This is a genomic window from uncultured Parabacteroides sp., from assembly GCF_905196875.1.
Classification (GTDB): Bacteria; Bacteroidota; Bacteroidia; order Bacteroidales; family Tannerellaceae; genus Parabacteroides.
On the sequence record NZ_CAJJWO010000007.1, the window covers coordinates 56430 to 76214 of the forward strand.

At 46.1% G+C, this 19785-nt stretch carries 18 protein-coding genes and 1 tRNA gene; 8 read left to right on the plus strand and 11 right to left on the minus strand.

Annotated elements, in window-relative coordinates:
• Window positions 1-11: 11 nt before the first annotated feature.
• The 4 genes from QZ076_RS04305 to QZ076_RS04320 form a co-directional block, all read right to left on the minus strand.
• On the minus strand, window positions 12-776 hold the full coding sequence (locus tag QZ076_RS04305) for a C4-type zinc ribbon domain-containing protein (protein ID WP_293710629.1): 765 nt from the start codon (window positions 774-776) through the stop codon (window positions 12-14).
• 1 nt (window position 777) lies between these two features.
• Window positions 778-1875, minus strand: a complete 1098-nt coding sequence (locus tag QZ076_RS04310) for a Nif3-like dinuclear metal center hexameric protein (protein ID WP_293710630.1) — start codon at window positions 1873-1875, stop codon at window positions 778-780.
• A 12-nt stretch (window positions 1876-1887) separates the two neighbouring features.
• Window positions 1888-3645 carry an aspartate--tRNA ligase gene (aspS, locus tag QZ076_RS04315; RefSeq protein ID WP_293710632.1) on the minus strand — a complete coding sequence of 586 codons (1758 nt, stop codon included), beginning with the start codon at window positions 3643-3645 and terminating at the stop codon, window positions 1888-1890.
• 240 nt (window positions 3646-3885) lie between these two features.
• Window positions 3886-3960: transfer RNA gene (locus QZ076_RS04320), tRNA-Pro, on the minus strand.
• Window positions 3961-4177: 217 nt separating this feature from the next.
• Here QZ076_RS04320 and QZ076_RS04325 point away from each other — a divergent pair.
• On the plus strand, window positions 4178-4822 hold the full coding sequence (locus QZ076_RS04325) for a recombinase family protein (protein ID WP_293710634.1): 645 nt from the start codon (window positions 4178-4180) through the stop codon (window positions 4820-4822).
• A gap of 81 nt (window positions 4823-4903) precedes the next feature.
• Here QZ076_RS04325 and QZ076_RS04330 read toward each other — a convergent pair whose 3' ends face one another.
• From QZ076_RS04330 to hypF, 4 genes are all read right to left on the minus strand, one after another.
• A complete protein-coding gene (locus tag QZ076_RS04330; protein WP_129732968.1) occupies window positions 4904-6964 on the minus strand; it encodes an acetate--CoA ligase in 2061 nt (686 codons plus the stop codon).
• Between the two features lie 79 nt (window positions 6965-7043).
• Window positions 7044-7814, minus strand: a complete 771-nt coding sequence (gene hypB, locus QZ076_RS04335) for a hydrogenase nickel incorporation protein HypB (protein WP_293710638.1) — start codon at window positions 7812-7814, stop codon at window positions 7044-7046.
• 16 nt (window positions 7815-7830) lie between these two features.
• On the minus strand, window positions 7831-8172 hold the full coding sequence (locus QZ076_RS04340) for a hydrogenase maturation nickel metallochaperone HypA (protein WP_293710640.1): 342 nt from the start codon (window positions 8170-8172) through the stop codon (window positions 7831-7833).
• A gap of 1 nt (window position 8173) precedes the next feature.
• Window positions 8174-10441, minus strand: a complete 2268-nt coding sequence (hypF, locus tag QZ076_RS04345; RefSeq protein WP_293710642.1) for a carbamoyltransferase HypF — start codon at window positions 10439-10441, stop codon at window positions 8174-8176.
• A 180-nt stretch (window positions 10442-10621) separates the two neighbouring features.
• On the opposite strand from hypF, the gene QZ076_RS04350 reads away from it, so the two are divergent.
• The 7 genes from QZ076_RS04350 (at window position 10622) to QZ076_RS04380 (ending at window position 17173) form a co-directional block, all read left to right on the plus strand.
• Window positions 10622-10849, plus strand: coding sequence for a HypC/HybG/HupF family hydrogenase formation chaperone (locus QZ076_RS04350; protein WP_293710643.1), 228 nt, complete (start codon window positions 10622-10624; stop codon window positions 10847-10849).
• Window positions 10846-11925, plus strand: coding sequence for a hydrogenase formation protein HypD (gene hypD, locus QZ076_RS04355; RefSeq protein ID WP_293710645.1), 1080 nt, complete (start codon window positions 10846-10848; stop codon window positions 11923-11925). The genes QZ076_RS04350 and hypD overlap by 4 nt, the downstream gene beginning before the upstream one ends.
• An 11-nt stretch (window positions 11926-11936) precedes the next feature.
• Window positions 11937-12983, plus strand: coding sequence for a hydrogenase expression/formation protein HypE (gene hypE, locus QZ076_RS04360; RefSeq protein WP_293710647.1), 1047 nt, complete (start codon window positions 11937-11939; stop codon window positions 12981-12983).
• A 24-nt stretch (window positions 12984-13007) separates the two neighbouring features.
• On the plus strand, window positions 13008-14105 hold the full coding sequence (locus QZ076_RS04365; protein ID WP_293710649.1) for a hydrogenase small subunit: 1098 nt from the start codon (window positions 13008-13010) through the stop codon (window positions 14103-14105).
• A gap of 12 nt (window positions 14106-14117) precedes the next feature.
• On the plus strand, window positions 14118-15839 hold the full coding sequence (locus QZ076_RS04370; protein ID WP_293710651.1) for a nickel-dependent hydrogenase large subunit: 1722 nt from the start codon (window positions 14118-14120) through the stop codon (window positions 15837-15839).
• 11 nt (window positions 15840-15850) lie between these two features.
• Window positions 15851-16591 (plus strand): Ni/Fe-hydrogenase, b-type cytochrome subunit, encoded by a 741-nt coding sequence (cybH, locus tag QZ076_RS04375; RefSeq protein WP_293710652.1) that lies wholly within the window; start codon window positions 15851-15853, stop codon window positions 16589-16591.
• Window positions 16592-16717: 126 nt separating this feature from the next.
• Complete coding sequence (locus tag QZ076_RS04380; protein ID WP_293710654.1) at window positions 16718-17173, plus strand: HyaD/HybD family hydrogenase maturation endopeptidase; 456 nt, start codon at window positions 16718-16720, stop codon at window positions 17171-17173.
• A 36-nt stretch (window positions 17174-17209) separates the two neighbouring features.
• On the opposite strand, the gene QZ076_RS04385 is transcribed toward QZ076_RS04380, so the two are convergent.
• Genes QZ076_RS04385 through glpK form a run of 3 tightly spaced genes read right to left on the minus strand, consistent with a single transcriptional unit; the run spans window position 17210 to window position 19754 of the window.
• Complete coding sequence (locus QZ076_RS04385; RefSeq protein WP_293710655.1) at window positions 17210-17422, minus strand: hypothetical protein; 213 nt, start codon at window positions 17420-17422, stop codon at window positions 17210-17212.
• 58 nt (window positions 17423-17480) lie between these two features.
• Complete coding sequence (locus QZ076_RS04390; RefSeq protein WP_293710657.1) at window positions 17481-18218, minus strand: MIP/aquaporin family protein; 738 nt, start codon at window positions 18216-18218, stop codon at window positions 17481-17483.
• 24 nt (window positions 18219-18242) lie between these two features.
• Window positions 18243-19754, minus strand: coding sequence for a glycerol kinase GlpK (glpK, locus tag QZ076_RS04395; RefSeq protein ID WP_293710659.1), 1512 nt, complete (start codon window positions 19752-19754; stop codon window positions 18243-18245).
• Window positions 19755-19785 lie beyond the last annotated feature (31 nt).

The following is a 19785-nucleotide window of genomic DNA, read 5'->3' on the forward strand; positions in this document are numbered from 1 at the left end:
TGTGTCAGTATTTATTCTTCTACACCAGCCAGTTCCGGGTCGATCATGATACGTCCGCAATATTCGCAAACGATCACTTTCTTACGCAACTTGATATCCATCTGCTTCTGGGGCGGGATCTTGTTGAAACAACCACCACAGGCATCACGTTGGATATAAACAACAGCCAAACCGTTACGTGCACCCTTACGGATACGTTTGAATGCAGTAAGCAAACGCGGTTCAATTGTAGTTTCCAGCTTTTTAGCCTTTTCGCGCAGTCTTTCTTCTTCCTGCTTTGTTTCAGAAATAATTTCTTCCAATTCGCTCTTCTTCTGAACAAGGTCAGCCTTACGGCCGTCCAATCTTTCAGTCAACTGAGCAATCTCTTCTTTCTTATGATTTATCGACTCACCGAATTCGCGGATCTTCTTTTCAGAAAACTCGATTTCAAGCCCCTGGAATTCGATTTCTTTTGACAAGTTATCAAATTCGCGGTTATTGCGCACGTTATCCAGTTGCGATTTATATCTCTCGATCAGACCGGTAGACTCAGTGATTCTGTGTTTCTGTTCAACAACAGCATTCTCATAATCCTGGATCTCCGCCTGATAGTTCTGAAGACGGGTTTCCAATCCTGCGATCTCATCTTCCAAGTCCTGAACTTCCAGGGGAAGCTCTCCACGAAGCGTTTTGATCTTATCAATTTCAGTCATCATCGTCTGAAGTTGATACAGCGTAGAAAGCTTTTCTTCAACTGTATACTCTTTTTCAGCTGATTGTTTATCTGTAGCCATTCTATAAATATTTTACCGGGTTTGAATTAACATTCGAAAAATGTACGGCAAAGGTAGGGAATTTTTTCGATATTATGTTATAAAAGATGTCTTTTGTACATACTTCAGACTCATAATGGCCTATTACAGCCAGCAATATACGGTCTTCGACATCGTAAAAGTCATTGTATTTAGCTTCTCCGGTGATGAATACATCCGCCCCGTAGGCGATTGCATCTTTTACCAGAAAAGCACCGCTGCCACCACATAGTGCAACCTCGCGTATCGGCTTACCTGTAAAGGCTGAATGCTTTACGCAACCAACCTGGAACAGGTCTTTTATCCGTTGCAGGAAATTCAGTTCGTCCTCTTCCTCCGGCAACTCTCCCACTACACCGGAACCAACCTGATCCCAGGTGTTATTCAACGGGTAGAAATCGAAAACCGGTTCTTCATACGGATGAACGGAAAGCAAGGCACGGGTAATGGTCGATTTGCGGAAAGCAGGCAATATCGTTTCGATACGTATCTCACGCTCTACGTGCACCTCTCCCACTTCGCCACAAAACGGATTCGTACCCTCGCCGGCACGGAAAGTACCCTGGCCTGCCAGATTAAAACTGCACGAGTCGTAAGCCCCAACCGTTCCGGCACCGGCATTGAACAAAGTCGTCCGTACCAGTTCCGCATATGCTTCGGGTACGAAAGTAACCAGTTTCAGCAAGGCGCCTTTTTGCGGGCTCAGTACACGTACATTTTCCAGTCCGATCAGTTCGGCCAGGCGGAAGTTAACACCTCCGGCAGCATTATCGAGGTTGGTATGGGCGGCATAGATCACCAGATCGTATTTGCATGCCTTTATCATACACCGCTCGATATAACTGGAACCTGTCAATGATTTGAATGCTTTGAAGGCTAAAGGATGATGAGAAATGATCAGATTACAACCCATCTCTATTGCCTCGTCGACCACCTCTTCGGTCACATCGAGACAAAGCAGCACACCTGTGGCAGGCTGATTTACATCACCCACCTGTACACCTGTATTGTCCCAGCTTTCCTGCAAGGGTAGCGGAGCGTATTGCTCTATTTCTTTCAAAACATCCTTTATCCGTAGCATATAGATTTCTTTTTATTCCTTTACGTCTACCTTCAGGCACAACTCATCCAGCTGCACGTCGTCGATCACTGACGGAGCATCGAGCATGACATCGCGGCCTGAGTTATTTTTTGGGAAAGCAATACAGTCGCGGATAGAATCGAGGCCGGCAAACAGAGACACCCAACGATCCAAACCATAAGCCAGACCGCCATGAGGAGGCGCCCCGTATTTGAATGCGTTCATCAGGAAGCCGAACTGAGACTGCGCTCTTTCTTCGGTGAATCCCAGCAATTGAAACATTTTATCCTGCAATTTGCTGTCGTGGATACGGATAGAACCTCCACCCACTTCAACGCCATTGATAACCATATCGTAAGCATTGGCACGTACGGCACCGGTATCACTATCCAGCAACGGAATATCTTCCGGTTTCGGAGAAGTGAACGGATGGTGCATAGCATAGAAACGCTGATCTTCTTCGCTCCACTCAAACAGCGGGAAGTCGATTACCCACAGGCATACGAATTTATTCTTATCGCGCAGACCTAACTGACCAGCTACTTCAAGACGCAATTCGCAAAGTTGTTTGCGGGTCTTCATCACACTGTCGCCCGAAAGGATCAGGATCAGATCACCCGGTTTTGCACCGAAAGCGTCCTTCATCTGCTGCAATGTTTCCTGTGTATAGAACTTGTCTACGCTCGATTTCACATTACCATCGGCTTCCACGCGGGCATATACCATCCCCTTCGCTCCTACCTGCGGACGTTTAACGAAATCAGTCAGCGCATCCAGCTGTTTACGTGTATAGCTTGCTGCACCTTCCACACAGATACCGCCAACATAAGCAGCATCATCGAATACGGAGAAGCCATGACCTTTCATAATATCCATCAGTTCAACGAACTTCATGTCGAAACGCAGGTCGGGCTTATCGCTACCATAATATTTCATTGCGTCGTGCCAGGTCATGCGCTGGAACGGCTCTTTGATTTCAACATTACGGATTACCTTGAAGAGGTGTTTTGCCATACCTTCGAAGATATTCAGCACATCTTCCTGTTCAACAAAACTCATTTCGCAGTCGATCTGTGTAAATTCCGGCTGACGGTCGGCACGCAGGTCTTCGTCGCGGAAACATTTTACGATCTGGAAATAACGGTCGAAGCCGGAAACCATCAGCAACTGCTTCAAAGTCTGAGGCGACTGCGGCAATGCATAGAACTGTCCAGGGTTCATACGTGAAGGAACAACGAAGTCGCGTGCACCTTCCGGTGTAGAGTTTACAAGAACCGGTGTTTCCACTTCCAGAAAACCTTGTTTATCCAGATAGTTACGAACTTCGAAAGCCATGCGATGACGCAGTTCCAAATTTGCACGAACAGCATTACGACGCAAATCCAGATAACGATATTTCATACGTAGGTCATCTCCTCCGTCCGTATCATCTTCAATAGTAAAAGGAGGCGTTACGGCAGCATTCAGGATATTCAGTTCTGAAACAATCAGTTCAATTTCGCCTGTCGGGATATTATTGTTCTTACTTGAACGTTCTCTTACTGTTCCTGTAACCTGAATCACATACTCACGTCCCAGCTTGTTTGCCTTTTCACAAAGCGCGGCATCTACTTCCTGGTTAAACACCAGTTGAGTTATACCATAACGATCACGGAGGTCGACAAATGTCATACCGCCCATCTTACGAGTTTTCTGCACCCATCCGGCCAATGTAACCACCAGGCCTTCGTCTGCCAGGCGCAAGTTTCCACAAGTTCTTGTTCTATACATTTTAAATAAGATTTATCTGTTTTAATTTCATAATTCAAAAGTATAAACAAAGTGTATCTGTAAAATACTATGATGTACTTTACGCGCAGTCGGTCTGCAAAGATAATACTATATTCATTAACTGTAATAATTTCATTGCAATTAAAAGGGAAGTACAATAAAATATAAAAGAGAAGAGGAAGCATTTATTAAGATAAAACAAAAAAGAGAACCAACAAATTCGTTGATTCTCTTCTTTTGTCGGGGTACCAGGATTCGAACCTGGGACCCCCTGCTCCCAAAGCAGGTGCGCTAACCGGACTGCGCTACACCCCGTTTTACAACCGCTTTATTGTCGATTGCGGTGCAAAGGTAAGCATTTATTTTTAACCACCAAATATTTCGTGTTTTTTTTAATTGATTACTTTCGCATCTGTTTTATTACCTCAACTAAAGGGAAAGGAGGAAAAGCAAAGGAAAGAAGAGATCATCAAACATGAACATATTGCAAGACAATATGTTATAATATAAACATATCAATATTGAAAATAGTATGATAATTGCCTATACACGAACATATTCAAACAAGCAACAAAGTGACAATCAAAAAAATGCGATTGAACAATTTGCTATAAACAACAATATAACTATAGACAAATGGCATAAAGATTCCCGTAGTACTTCTTCTCGTCATAAAAACAGGCTGGAAGAAATAATCAAAAGTATGGACGCCGGCGATACGCTGATTGTGGCAGATGTTACCCGTTTAAGCCGAAAATTGATGGAAATTATGCATTTGATTTTGTTATGTATCGAAAAGAAAGTAACTCTTTACTGCCTTAAAGAAGGATACACTTTCGAAGATAATGTTGACAGCAAAACATTGGCATTTACTTTTGGGCTCGTTTCTGAAATTGAAAGTAAATTGATCTCAACCCGGACAAGAGAATCTCTGGAGATCAGCAGAAACAAAGGAACAGCCCTCGGACGACCGAAAGGAACTCCTAAAATGGATCACCTACTTGCACAGAAAGAACAGATTGAAAAGGAACTCAATGAAGAAAAAGCGACTTATGCCGAACTGGCAGAGTATTATCAGGTTTCATTAAGCAGTTTCAAAAATTTTGTAAGAAACAATATTAGTCCTACGCTTCCCGGAAGAAAAAGAACCGGAAAGAAAAAGAAAAAAACTGACTAATTAATTGATAAATAAAAAGGGGAATTGAAAATAATCGACAGGCTTATACTTTTTCAATTCCCCTTTTATTTTTTATTTATCTTACTTTTCTATCCTGATTCGCGCGTCAACAGCAAACAAACCTCTATCTGTTGCCAATAACGGGTTTATATCCATCTCTTTTATTTCAGATGCAAAACGAAGAATAGTAGAAAGACGGACAATGATATCTGCATACTGTTGCTCATCGATACCTTTTTGTCCACGGGTTCCCTTTATTATCGGGTAACCCCGCAAAGAATGGATCATTGAATAAGTTTCATCATACGATAACGGAGCTAAACCGTATGATACGTCTTTCAATACTTCCACGAAGATACCTCCCAATCCGCAAAGTATAACATGACCGAAACCTTCCTCGTACTTCGCTCCCAGAAATAATTCCTGCCCCTTTAACATAGGTTGAACCATTATTGCCGTTACATCCGGCAGACGCATCATGCGCTCGAATTCAAACAATAAATGTTCCTCACTACGGATATTTAAAGCAACTCCGCCAATATCACTTTTATGTACAGGACCGACAACTTTAGCTACGACCGGGAATTTTACCCGTTTAGCAAAAGCAATCAATTCATCCTTATCAGTCGAAGTGAATTCTTCCACCAAAGGAATATTAGCCGCCCCTAACAAAGTACGAACCTGCTCAGGTGCCAGATAACCATTAGAAGGTAACTGATCGATAATACGACGCACTTCAGGTACATTCACCCCATACAATTGAATATCGGTACTCATTGGTTTAGGTGTATTGATCACCCGTGAAAGGGCTGTCCCCAATGTTACCTCATCAGAAAAGTTTACATGCCCCTTCTTTACAAAACTACGAACCTCCGGCCCTGCTGTCACTATGGAAGGTAACACAGGAAAGATCGGCTTCTTGCATTCTTCCATCTTCTTATGAAGTACTTCGTATGTTTCATACAGTTTCACCAGACCGGGACTACCGAAAATAACCATCATCAGATCAATCTCATCGAAATGATTCTCACAATAATCGATTGCAGTTGCCAAATGTTCAGGTGTACCCGTCCCGATTATATCGATCGGATTGCCGACAGCGGCACCCGGATATAATTTTGATTTCAATTCGGCTGCAACCGGACCTTCCAGATTAGGTACATTTAAACGTCCTTTAGAAAGAGCATCAGCCAACATAACCGCAGGACCTCCGGCATGAGTGATGATAGCACAATTCTTTCCTTTCACTTCTTTTAGCGTAAAGATACTAGCTACCGTAGTCAGCTCCTCACGACTAAAGCAGCGAACAATACCGGCCTTACGGAACAAAGCCTCAACGGCAGAATCCGAACTGGCTATCGCACCGGTATGTGATGAAGCGGCACGTTTTCCCGATTCCGTACTTCCTGCTTTGATAGCAGCGATATGACAACCTTTACGAATCAGAGACGATGCGTGATAAAGCAGTTTATCCGGATTCTTGATCTGTTCGATATAAAGCATTTTAATCTTCGAGTCGAGTACAGGATCAAAATTACGATCCATATATTCAAGGACTTCCTCCACCCCGATCTGTTTGGAATTACCAACAGACCATACAGAAGAGAAACGTAATCCTTTTGTTAATGCAGACTCGATAATAAAGAGCGCCGTGCCTCCTGAACTGGAAATAAAGTCTACTCCGTCCGGATGAAACTCAGGTATAGGTTGTGTAAAAACGCCATGAAACTTCGTATTCATCAGTCCGATGCAATTAGGACCGATCATGGAAGCTCCGGCTTCGTTTACAGTCGCCAGCATCTGATCTTCCAAAAGGGCCCCTTCGTGAGTCTCTTCGCCAAAACCGGCTGAAACAACGATAAAAGCTTTTACATTCTTCTGATTGGCCAGTATATCGATAGCCTCGGGACAAGAAGGACCGGGAATTGAAATAATAGCCATTTCCGTATCCGGTATATCGTGCACGGAGTGATATGATTTCAAACCTTGCACATCGTCCTCTCTGGCGTTGACAACATACAGTTCTCCTTTATACTTACCATCCAGAAGATTTCGCACCAAGCGTCCACCGGGCTTGTGCACATTATTTGAGCCACCTACTACAACGATGCTCTTAGGGTCGATTAATTCTCGGTTAATCATAACATTTTGATTAATTAAGTTCAATGAATTGGAACAAATATAGTTTTTTTATCTATTCATTCATCGAACTCACGGTAATTTATTTACATTTTGTACACTCTGAGACCAGCCAATCACACCAGGCATCCATTCCGGTACCTTTTGTGGCCGACACTTCAAACACCTGCAAATGATGATTCACCTTCAGGGCGTTATTTTTCAATGTTTCTACATTTGTATCCAAATAAGGAACAAGATCTATCTTATTGATCACACAAACATCAGCTTCTGCAAAGATATGCGGATACTTCAAAGGCTTATCATCCCCCTCTGTGGTACTCACGATCACCACCTTCTTTGCTTCTCCAAGATCAAACATTGCAGGACAAACCAGGTTGCCGACATTCTCCACAAAGAGTATCGATCCGTTTACCGGCGCTAAGTGCTTAACGGCATGATTTACCATATCAGCTTCCAAATGACACCCCGTACCGGTATTCACCTGAAAAACAGGGATATTTAGAGCAGCGATACGATCGGCATCATTGGAGGTTTGTTGATCTCCTTCAATTACATATATATGTATTGGGGATAAAGGTGTTTCAGGGACAGCCCCAACAAGACGACGGACAGTTTCTTCAAGTAAGGTTGTTTTACCCGAGCCCGGCGAACTCATCAGGTTCAGGCAAAATATTTCTTTTGCTTCAAAATAACCGCGATTGCGTTCAGCCAGTAGATTATTGCGCTGAAGAATATCTTGTTCAAGTGTTATAACCTTACCTTCATCATGATGATGATGGTGATGTTCATGGCCATGATCATGGTCGTGTTCGTGATGATGATGCTCTCCGCATCCGCAAGTTCCACACATAAGCGTTTTGTATTTATTATTTAATAACAATCGATTTCACACGAAGTTCTTTTCCTTTAATGATTTTAACACAGAAAGAGCCACATTCAGGACAAGAGGCAAATAAAGTATCCATCGAAAAGACACATCCACAGTCGGCACATTGCCCCTCACCATCGATAATATGCCGTACAATCGTCGCATGTTCGAGCATAGACCCTTTCACGGCACTCTCCAGAGCGAAATCGAGTGTTTGCAGCTCTACACCGGCAAGACGACCGATCTCCAATTCCAATTCTTCAACCGCTAACGATCCGCGATCGCGCGCCTGCTCTTCGGCAAGCTCGACGATACTTTGAGCAATAGACATTTCGTGCATATCATTCTTTTTTATTTCGGGAGGCGGCAATTGTCAATTGACCCAATGCTACTCCCCCATCGTTACAAAGTATACGACCAGGAACATACAACGGTATGCCGGCTTCGGTAAAAAAACGTTGTAGTTGTTCCGTCAACCTTTTATTTTGAAAACAGCCACCGGAAATAACTACACGGGTGGCTTCATTTTGCTTTAGAAGAAATTTGACTTCCTCCAGTAAGACTTTAGCGATTGTATTATGAAAGCGAGCAGAAATATCACAAACAGATATTCCCGAGGCCAAATCATTCAATATTCCCTCAAACAACGGAAGGAAAGATATAATACCTTCTTTTATTATAACCGGATAACGGTCGTCGGGTTCAACCGATGCTATTTGTTCAAGACACACCGGAGCTTCCGCCTGATGAGACGATACATCACAAAGACCAAGTAAAGAAGCAACAGCATCAAAAAGTCGACCGGCACTAGATGAGTATGGAGTATTTATTCCTTTCTCCATCATAACCATCAACATCCGAATCTTCTGCTCTCCTATCCGTTCAACAAACCCATCCGGAAAACGAACGGCATCCCTGAAATAATGCCATAAGAAAGCTACCGCCATTCTCCAGGGTTCGACAGAAGCTTTATCACCACCAGGCAACGGGATATATTCGAAATGTGACAAACGACGATACGACTTACGGTCACAAAGAAAAAACTCGCCTCCCCATACTTTTCCATCATCACCCAATCCGGTTCCATCGAGTACTATGGCTATTACCGGTTCATGCAATCCGTACTCCAACATGCAGGCGGCAGCATGGGCATGATGATGCTGCACCTTTATCAAAGGTAATCCAGTCCGCAATGCTACACGTTCCGCTTCTTGTGATGATAAATAATCGGGGTGCAAATCACATACCAAAGAGGTTGGTATAAAACGGAAAAGATGTTGCAACCGTTCTAACGATTCCTTGTAAAAACTAAATGTTTCCCAGTTCTTCAAATCACCGATATATTGGCTTTGCAAGATCGTATCACCTTTCCCTAATGCAAAGGTATTCACTTTCTCCGCACCGAAAGCCAGGATTCCTTCCACTTCCATATCTGCGAAGAATGGTTCCGGGGTATAACCACGCGAACGGCGAATCAAGCAAGGTTGTCCACCGCAAACTTGCAGGACCGAGTCATCGACCCGATTGTGAATATCACGGTTGTGATGAAGCAACAACGATACTTTTCCGGATAACTGTTCGTCTGCTTCTTCAGGAGTAATGGCAATCGGGTAATCGCTCAGATTGCCACTGGTCATAACCAGGGCCGATATGCCAAGAGTCGCAAACCAGTCATAATGCAAAGGCATATATGGCAACATACAGCCCAAGGTTTTCATATCCTTATTGATCTCCGCAGCAAGGGCTTTCTTTTGTTTTAGTAAAACGATAGGACGACGCCAGGACATCAGACAGGCCTCTTCCACTGGATCAGCCTCGACATACTCTTTCAGTTGCTCAACAGTATGAAACATCACGGCAAAAGGCTTACTATCACGCTGTTTTATTTCACGCAGCCGAGCTACCGCATGCTCATTTACAGCATCACATATCAGATGATAACCTCCAATACCTTTCGCTGCAATCACTTTCCCTTCACGAAGCAGCCGACAAGAAAGATGAAGGAGTTCCCGATAATCGGTTATCCTTACATTATTATATATAGCATAATAGAAGGGGCCACAATGATTACAAGCAACGGGTTGCGCATGAAAACGTCTGTCGCTAACAGTTGTGTACTCTCCCCAGCAATCAGGACACATGGTAAAAGCAGACATCGTAGTCTGCTTCCGGTCGTACGGAAGATCGCGGATAATAGAAAAACGCGGTCCGCAATGCGTACAGTTTATAAAAGGATATTGTAAACGATGGGGCTGCTCCTCCCTGTCAGACAGGCATTCGCGACAAACGGCAATATCCGGAGCTACCAGCGTAACCTCATCCGACTCCGAATGACTGGGTGTAATGGAAAAACCGGCATAGTCGGCAGTCGCAACCTCTGTTTCCGTCACCTGGATAGAATGGATCACTGCAACAACAGGATGTTCCTTTTTTATACGGGAGATAAACCGATCACATTGTTCCGGAGTCAGGACAGCACGTATACAAACACCGTTATTCCGGTTATCGACCTCCCCTTTTATCTCCATCTCGTTCGCGATACGATAGATAAAAGGACGAAAGCCAACGCCTTGCACTAATCCACGGATTGTCAATATCGAGATCTTCACTCTTTATAATTTTAACTGTCCGGACAAATATAGAAGGTTTACCCTTAATAAACAAACCGACCGGACAACAATACCAATAATCTTTATCTATCAATTAATAGATAATATGTATCATTTCACACACCTTTTCTAAAACATATTACCTACTTTTGAAGTTGTTAATAAAAAACAAATAAGCTTATGTGTCTGGCAATACCTGGCAAAATAGTAAATATAGACCGCTCCGAACCTGACCTGACAATGGCTAAGGTCGATTTCAGCGGTATCATGAAAGATATATGTATCCAATGGGTGGATGTATCGGTAGGTGACTATATCCTGGCTCATGCCGGTATGGCGATCTCCGTAGTGAATGCCCGGGAAGCAGAAGAAACACTGGAAGACCTCAAGAAGCTGGAACGCTTATGAAATACGTTGACGAATACAGAGACAATGAACAAGTACAATCGTTACTCCGGGCTATCCGGAAAGTGACTACCCGACCATGGCATATTATGGAGATATGCGGTGGACAGACACATGCCATTGCCCGCCATCGATTGGAAGAATTATTACCAGAAGAGATCCGACTGCTTCACGGCCCCGGATGTCCGGTTTGCGTAACTCCGGTTTCCCTGATCGACCAGGCATTAGAACTAGCCAAACAACCTTCTGTCATACTGGCTTCATTCGGAGATATGATGCGTGTACCAGGAACAAAAGAAGACCTGCTGCAAGCCAAAGCACATGGAGCTGATGTCCGTATGCTTTATTCCCCGCTCGATGCCGTCGAACTAGCAGAAGATAATCCGGATAGGGAAATAATCTTCTTTGCCATTGGTTTCGAGACAACAGTGCCTGTCCACATGATGGCCCTTAAAGAGGCACAGCGTAGAAAACTATCGAACTTTTCGCTCCTCACCTCTCTGTTTACAGTTCCCCCGGCTATGGAAGCGATTCTTTCCGATCCGGAATGCAAGGTAGACGGATTTCTGACAGCCGGCCATGTTTGTGCCATTACCGGGAATGCAGTCTATCATCGATTAGCAGAAAAATATAAGACACCGATGGTCGTTACCGGCTTCGAACCGGTCGATTTATTGTACGGAATCTACCGTTGCCTCCTACAACTGGAAAACGGAAGCTTTTTTGTAGAGAATGCCTACAAGCGCGTCGTCCCCGAAGAAGGGAATCCGGTTGCCCGTGCCTTAATGGATGAAACACTCGAACCATGTGACCAGGAATGGCGTGGTATCGGTATTATTCGCAACAGTGGTTTACAGTTAAAGAAAAAGTACGCCATATATTCCTCCCGGGAGAAATTTCCATTCCATCCGAAAGAAAATGAAATTACACCCGGATGTATAGCCGGAGACATCATGCGCGGCATAAAGCAATCGTCCGATTGTCCTTTCTTCGGAAAAGCCTGTTCACCGGAACATCCGATAGGAGCACCGATGGTTTCGTCAGAGGGAGTTTGTGCGGCATATTATAAATATAGTTGACTATTAAAGATATGAAGAATGAAGATTTTAGTTGTCCGATTCCATTTAACGACTCCGATTGTATACTGATGGCACACGGTGGCGGAGGACGGATGACGCATCAGTTGATCAGCAACATATTCTATCCGGCTTTCCACAACCCGTTGCTGGAACAGGATCATGACGGTTGTGTCTTTCCTGTCTGGGAAGGGCGGATGGCCTGTTCAACCGACTCGTTCGTTGTCGATCCTATCTTCTTTCCCGGTGGTGACATCGGCGACCTGGCTGTAAACGGAACGGTGAACGATCTGGCCTGTTGCGGTGCCCGTCCACTCTATCTGACTGCCGGATTTATACTGGAAGAAGGATTACCGCTGACCGACCTACAACGCATCGTACAATCCATGCGCCGTGCTGCCGATAGAGCCGGTGTACAAATTGTAGCAGGCGATACCAAAGTAGTCGAACGAGGTAAATGCGATAAGCTCTTTATCAATACCAGCGGCATCGGAATCGTGCCCGAAGGAATCCGGATCGCTCCGGATCGTGCACAACCGGGTGATGTAGTCATCTGTAGCGGAGCAATCGGAGCACATGGCATCACCATTCTTTCCGCTCGCGAAAGTCTCGGATTTGAAACAAACCTGAAAAGTGATACAGTTTCGTTAAACAATATGCTCTCTCAGTTGTTAAAAATTATAGAGGAAGTCCATGTCCTGCGTGATCCTACACGAGGAGGAGTAAGCGGAACATTGAACGAAATAGCAAAAACAGCCAACGTGGAAATCGTACTGGATGAAGCTGCTCTTCCAATTCCCGATGCCGTGAAAGGAGCTTCGGAAATGCTGGGACTCGATCCGCTTTACGTAGCCAACGAAGGACTGGTATTAGTTATCCTGCCGGAAGCCCGGGCACAGGAAGCACTTGCGATCATGAACAGCTTCCCGGAAGGGATGGATGCAACGATTATCGGCCGTGTAACCGTACAAGGAAACGCGATCGTAAAGATGAAAACACTATACGGTAATTACCGCATCGTCGATATGCTGAGTGGTGAACAATTACCACGTATTTGCTAAAGCAAACCAATAAATTACTAAGATATGGAAGAAAAAAGACCGACCGTCTACGAGGAGTGCCGACAAAAAGGTATCTCCCGAAGGGATTTCCTGAAATTCTGCACTACCATGGCCGCCCTTATGGGTTTGGAAGCATCCGGCGTTGCACAGGTTGTTAACGCACTAGAGACAAAGCCACGTCTGCCGGTTATCTGGCTCCACCTGCAGGAATGTACCTGCTGTACAGAATCGTTCATCCGCGCCGCCCACCCCATCGTGGCGACTCTCCTGCTCGATAAGATCTCACTCGATTATACAGAAACACTGATGGCTGCCGCTGGCGAACAGGCCGAAGCCGCCAAAGAGGAAACCATGAAGAAATACCATGGCGAATACCTGCTTATGATTGAAGGATCGATCCCGACAAAAGACGAAGGTTATTGTTGTGTAGGTGGTAAAAGTGCCTTACAGATCACGCAAGAGGCAGCAGAAGGAGCCAAGGCAATTATTGCCTGGGGAAACTGCGCCTGTGCCGGTTGTGTACAGGCTGCCAACCCGAATCCGACAGGAGCCAAAGCGATTCATAAAGTAATAAAAGGGAAACCTATTATTAATGTACAAGGTTGTCCTCCTATCGCCGATGTGATGGCCGGTGTCATTATCTATATGCTGACATTCGAACGCATGCCGCAACTCGATGGCCTGGGACGTCCGAAGATGTTCTATTCACGTCGTGTTCACGACACCTGCTACCGCCGTGCCAACTTCGATGCCGGTCTGTTCGTTGAAAGCTTCGACGACGAGAATGCCAAGAAAGGTTATTGTCTTTATAAAGTGGGCTGTAAAGGGCCGAGCACTTACAACTCGTGCGGTATCATCAAATGGAATGAAGGGACGAGTTATCCGATCCAGAGCGGTCACCCCTGCCTGGGATGCAGCGAAGAGAATTTCTGGGATAACAGCCCGTTCTATAAACGGATGCCCGACGTTCACGGCTTCGGCATAGAAGCAACAGCCGACCAGATCGGCCTTGCCTTGGGAGCCGCAACAGCGGCCGGTATCGCCGTCCATGCCGTTGCCACCAATATCCGGAAGAAGGAACTGATCGACAACGACGAACCGGAAAGTAAGTCTAACATCTAAATTCGTATTACCATGTCTGAAAGAATCGTTATAGACCCTATCACCCGCATTGAAGGTCATCTGCGGGTAGAAGCAGCCATCGAAGGCGGCAAGATTAAAGATGCATTCAGTTCCGGTACGATGGTACGCGGAATAGAAAATATAGTGCGCGACCGCGACCCGCGTGACGCCTGGGTGTTCGTGGGACGCGTTTGCGGTGTGTGTACCTCTATCCATTCGCTTTGCTCGGTGCGTGCAGTCGAACATGCGTTGGATATCACCATCCCCCCCAATGCCGAAATGGTGCGCAATATCATGGAAGCAGTGCTTTATATGCACGACCATACGGTGCACTTCTATCAGTTACACGCGCTGGATTGGGTGGATATCGTATCCGGCCTGAAAGCCGATCCGAAGAAAGCCGCCCTCCTTGCCCAGCAACTCTCGCCGTGGGCCAAGAACACGGAAGGCTATTTCAAAGCGACACAAGACCGCCTGAAGAAGTTCGTTGCGAGCGGGCAACTGGGTATCTTCGCCAACGGCTACTGGGGACATCCGGCCTACAAGCTCTCGCCGGAGCAGAACCTGATCGCTACCGTACATTACCTCGAAGCCCTGGAATGGCAGAAGGAGATCGTCAAGGTACACGCCGTCTTCGGCGGAAAGAACCCGCATCCGAACTTCCTTGTCGGCGGTATGCCATGCAGCATCGACCTGAATGAGGCCAACTCAATCAATGCGGAACGCCTGGCACTGGTAAAACAAAAATTACAGGAAGGAAAAGACTTTATCGACCAGGTATATATTCCCGACCTGCTGATGATCGCCGAAGTCTATAAAGACGAATGGAGCAAAATAGGCGGCGGCGTTAGCAACTACCTATCGTACGGAGACTTTCCCCTCCACGGATATGCCGGCATAGAAGACTTTATGAGTCCTCGTGGTATTGTTCTGGATCGCGATCTCAGCAAGGTACATCCGGTGGATGCCAATTCATCCGAAGAAATAAAAGAATACATCTACCACTCCTGGTATAAATACACGGAAGGTGATAAAGCCGGTCTGCACCCTTACGATGGAGAGACCAACCTGGACTATACCGGCCCGAAACCTCCTTATAAACACCTGGATGTAGAAGATAAATACAGCTGGATCAAAACCCCACGTTGGAAAGGACATGCTATGGAAGTAGGTCCGTTAGCCCGTCTGATCGTATCCTATGCTGCAGGCAAGGAACCCCAGAAATCGGCTGTCGACAATGTGTTGAAAGCACTCAATCTACCACCTGAAGCCCTCTTCTCTACCCTCGGACGCACGGCAGCCCGTGGTATCGAAACGCAGCTGGTAGCCGGATGGGCACTCGAATTCTTCGACCAACTGATGAAGAACCTGGAAAACGGGGACTCCCGTATGGCAAACCCTGTCATGTGGGAAAACGAGAACTGGCCGAAGAAGGCACAAGGCGTCGGACTGACCGAAGCCCCTCGCGGAGCCCTCGCCCATTTCATCGTAATCGAAAACAACCGGGTGAAAAATTACCAGATGGTAGTTCCTACCACCTGGAATGCCTCGCCTAGGGATGAAAACGGCAACTTGTCGCCCTACGAGTCAGCCTTGATCGGCACACCGATACACGATGCCAATCAGCCGCTCGAAATCCTACGGACGATTCACTCTTTCGACCCCTGCCTGGCCTGTGCCGTGCACCTGTATGACGAAGAAGGGAAGTATGTGCATCAAATGGATACGTTTTAAATAGTATTGCTATGAAAAGTCGCAAGAAACGTCTTACTGAAGTATATGTATGGGAACTTCCTGTACGTATCTACCATTGGGTGAATGCCTTGTGTATCGTGATACTGTGCATCACCGGGTTTATCATTGCCGATCCGCCAGCCATACTGAATGCGTCGGAAGCCTATTTCAGTTATTGGTTCGGTATCGTCCGCTTCATCCATTTTGTAGCGGCATTCGTATTTTTCTTCAACTTTGTATTCCGCCTCTACTGGGGATTTGTAGGAAACCGCTTTGCCCGCTGGACAAACTTCATTCCACTAAAGAAATCACAGTGGCAGGAAGTGCTGGAAGTAATAAAGGTGGACATCCTGATGATAAAGAACAAACCGGTCGAAAGTATCGGACACAATGCATTGGCCAGCCTGATCTATTTCGGTACGTTCTGGGCCTTCCTGTTGCAAAGTATTACGGGTTTCGGACTGTATGCCAAAATGAGCCAGTCCTTCTTCCCGCAATTGTTCGCCTGGACAATCCCATTGATGGGTGGCGACCTGATGGCCCGGCAGATCCATCACTTCCTGATGTGGTTCTTTATCCTCTTCGCGATCGTGCATATCTATCTGGTATTCTACCACGATTATATCGAACAGCGCGGTGAAACCTCCTCCATCATTGGGGGGTGGAAGTTTATCGAAGAAGATATCGCCGACAAAGAAGAGATTACGGAGACAGCCGAAACCATTACAAAGACTGCAAAAAAACATGAATAGCTCGGCAGTATAAAATACCCGAAAAAATAACACTACTGTGCTACGACCAGCAACACAGTAGTGTTACCTATATCAGCACAATAGTGCTACTTACAATGACATAGTAGTGCTATTAACAACGACAAAATGGAAAAGAAAACTCTTATATTAGGTGTCGGCAACTTGTTGCTAAAAGACGAAGGAGTCGGTATCCACGTGATACAGGCTCTGGAAAAAGAAACGCTTCCCGCCCACGTCACCCTGATGGATGGCGGGACGGGGGGCCTTCATCTGATCAGTTGGTTGACAGGCTACGATCATATCATCATGGTAGACGCCACCCTCGATAGTAACCCGCCGGGAACCGTCCGCTTGATCCGTCCCCAATACGCTAGTGACTACCCTCCCTTGATGAGTGCACACGAAATCGGCCTGCGTGACATGATTGAAACCATGATCCTTACCGGCGATCTTCCCGAAGTACACTTGATCGTGGTCTCCGCCGCCAACTTGAATGAGGTAAATATGGAACTGACTCCGGAAGTAGAAGCCTCCATACCGGCGGTGATAAGGATGATTAAGAAGTTGATTATATCCGATTAAGGTTCTGACGAGCTTTGGCTGACCAATCTAAGTGTGTTACCATGTATGCATTTCTTTACGTAGTTCATCCGTTGAATACACTCGACCATTAGCAAAATCGTCCTCTGCTTCTGCCAATTCTTGTTTCAGTTCATTGATAGCGGCCAGCTTCAGACTGGCTGTATCTTGCGGCAGACCATAAGAAACAGCAGGTTCGGAGACAGGTTGAGACTGTGAAGTTTCGTCTGTGTTATAAGGCTTTGTTGTCATATCGATTATCTTTTTATTGGTGATGGGCAAATATAACGATTTAAGAGAAACGCACGCATTATTTCAGTACATAATACAACATAGCAGCTACCGCAGATCCTGCAATCGGTGCAATTCCTGGGATCCAGGCATATTCCCAATGACTGCTGCCCTTGTCTTTGATCGGAAGGATCGCATGCATAAAACGCGGTGCCAGATCACGAGCCGGATTAATAGCATAGCCGGTCGGCCCACCTAAAGACAGTCCGATCACCCACACTGTAAAAGCCACCGGTATGGCCCCGACCGACCCCAAACCGATCGGCAACGTACTGTTACTATCATAAGTAAGCTCCCCGTCCGTTATATAGAAAACGACGAACATCAGGACAAACGTCCCCACCATTTCCGTCAGGAAGTTAATAACCGGATTGCTGATCTCGGCATTTGTACAAAACACGCCCAACTTTGCCGCCTGACTGTCGGTGGCATCAAAATGGTCTTTGTAAACCAGCCAGACGACCAAAGCTCCGGCCGCCGCTCCCAGGAACTGGGCCAGGACATAGACAGGAACTTCGCTCCAGGGAAAAGTTCCTCCGATAGCCAACCCTATCGAAACAGCGGGATTTAAATGAGCTCCGCTATATGGTCCGGCTACTACTACCCCAATAAAGACACCTAATGCCCAGGCAGTGGTAATTGCCAGCCATCCGGCACCGTATCCTTTCGTCTTTGTCAGGCAAACATTCGCAACTACGCCTCCTCCCATCAGGATCAGCAGCATAGTCCCTATAAATTCCGCAAAAAATGGTGTCATGGTAAGAATGAATTAAATGTAATATCAGATTTCACTATCCATAGCCCAATTCATTGTACGGCCTACTGCCTTGTGCCAATCGGTAAGCAGTGCCAGCGCTGTCTCGGGTTTCATCTTAGCCGTAAATATGGTATCCAGCGACCATTGTTCTTTCAGTTCATCCATATCTTTCCAGTAATTCACCGCCAGACCCGCCAGATAAGCAGCTCCCAGCGCAGTCGTCTCAAGTATTCTGGGACGGACCACCGGACACTGACAGATATCGGACTGAAACTGCATCAGGAAATTATTGGCAATAGCCCCGCCATCCACACGAATTTCCTTCGGTTTGGCCTGGATATCATTCTCCATAGCCATCAGAACATCGTACACCTGATAACAGATCCCTTCCAGAGCAGCACGTGTCAGATGGGCAGCCGTCGTACCACGGGTAATACCGATAATGGCCCCGCGGGCATACTGATCCCAGTAAGGAGCACCCAGTCCGGTAAGGGCCGGTACAAAATAGACTCCACCGTTATCCGGCACCGATTTCGCCATCTGTTCCGTCACCGGAGCATTCGGGATCAACCCGATACCGTCACGCAACCATTGGATAACAGCACCACCCACAAAGACACTACCTTCAAGCGCATAAGTAACCCGATCACCCAGCTTCCAGGCAATTGTCGTCAACAGGTTATTCTGTGAGAAGACTGGTTTATCGCCGGTATTCACGATCATAAAGCAACCCGTTCCGTAGGTCGTCTTCATCATGCCCTCTTCCAGGCAAAGCTGTCCGAATAAGGCAGCCTGCTGATCACCGGCCATTCCGGAAACAGGAATACCCGCCTTAAATATGGGAGTAGATGTTTCACAATAAACTTCACTGCTACTCTTCACCTCCGGCATCATGGAAGCCGGAATAGTAAAAAGATCCAGTAACTCCTGATCCCACTGCAATGTATTTATATTAAAAAGCATCGTACGGGAAGCATTAGTTATATCGGTAATAAACTGACTACCGCGTGTCAGCTTCCAGATCAACCAGGAGTCGACGGTACCAAAACAAAGCTCCCCTCGTTCAGCGCGTTCACGGACACCTTTGACGTGATCCAGTATCCATTTTACTTTGGTGGCGGAGAAATAAGCATCGATCACCAGTCCGGTCTTTTGCTGTATGTAATCGGCATACCCTTCAGCCTTCAGTTCCTCGCAGTAGTCGGCCGTACGTCGATCCTGCCATACGATAGCATTGTAAACGGGGAAACCTGTTTCGCGGTCCCATACGATCGTTGTCTCCCGCTGGTTGGCAATGCCAATACAAGCAATATGCGTATCCGTCACATCAGCCTTCGCCATTGCTTCCTTGATAGCGGTAGATTGCGTATACCATATCTCGTTCGGATCGTGCTCTACCCAACCCGGTTTAGGAAAATACTGTTGGAACGGTTTCTGGGAGAAGGTAATGATCTCTCCCTGGCGATTAAACAGAACGGCCCGGGAAGTCGTTGTTCCCTGGTCTATAGCCAGCACATATTTATGTCTGAAATTCATATTGTTCCTTTCTGTTAGTTCATTATCTTTT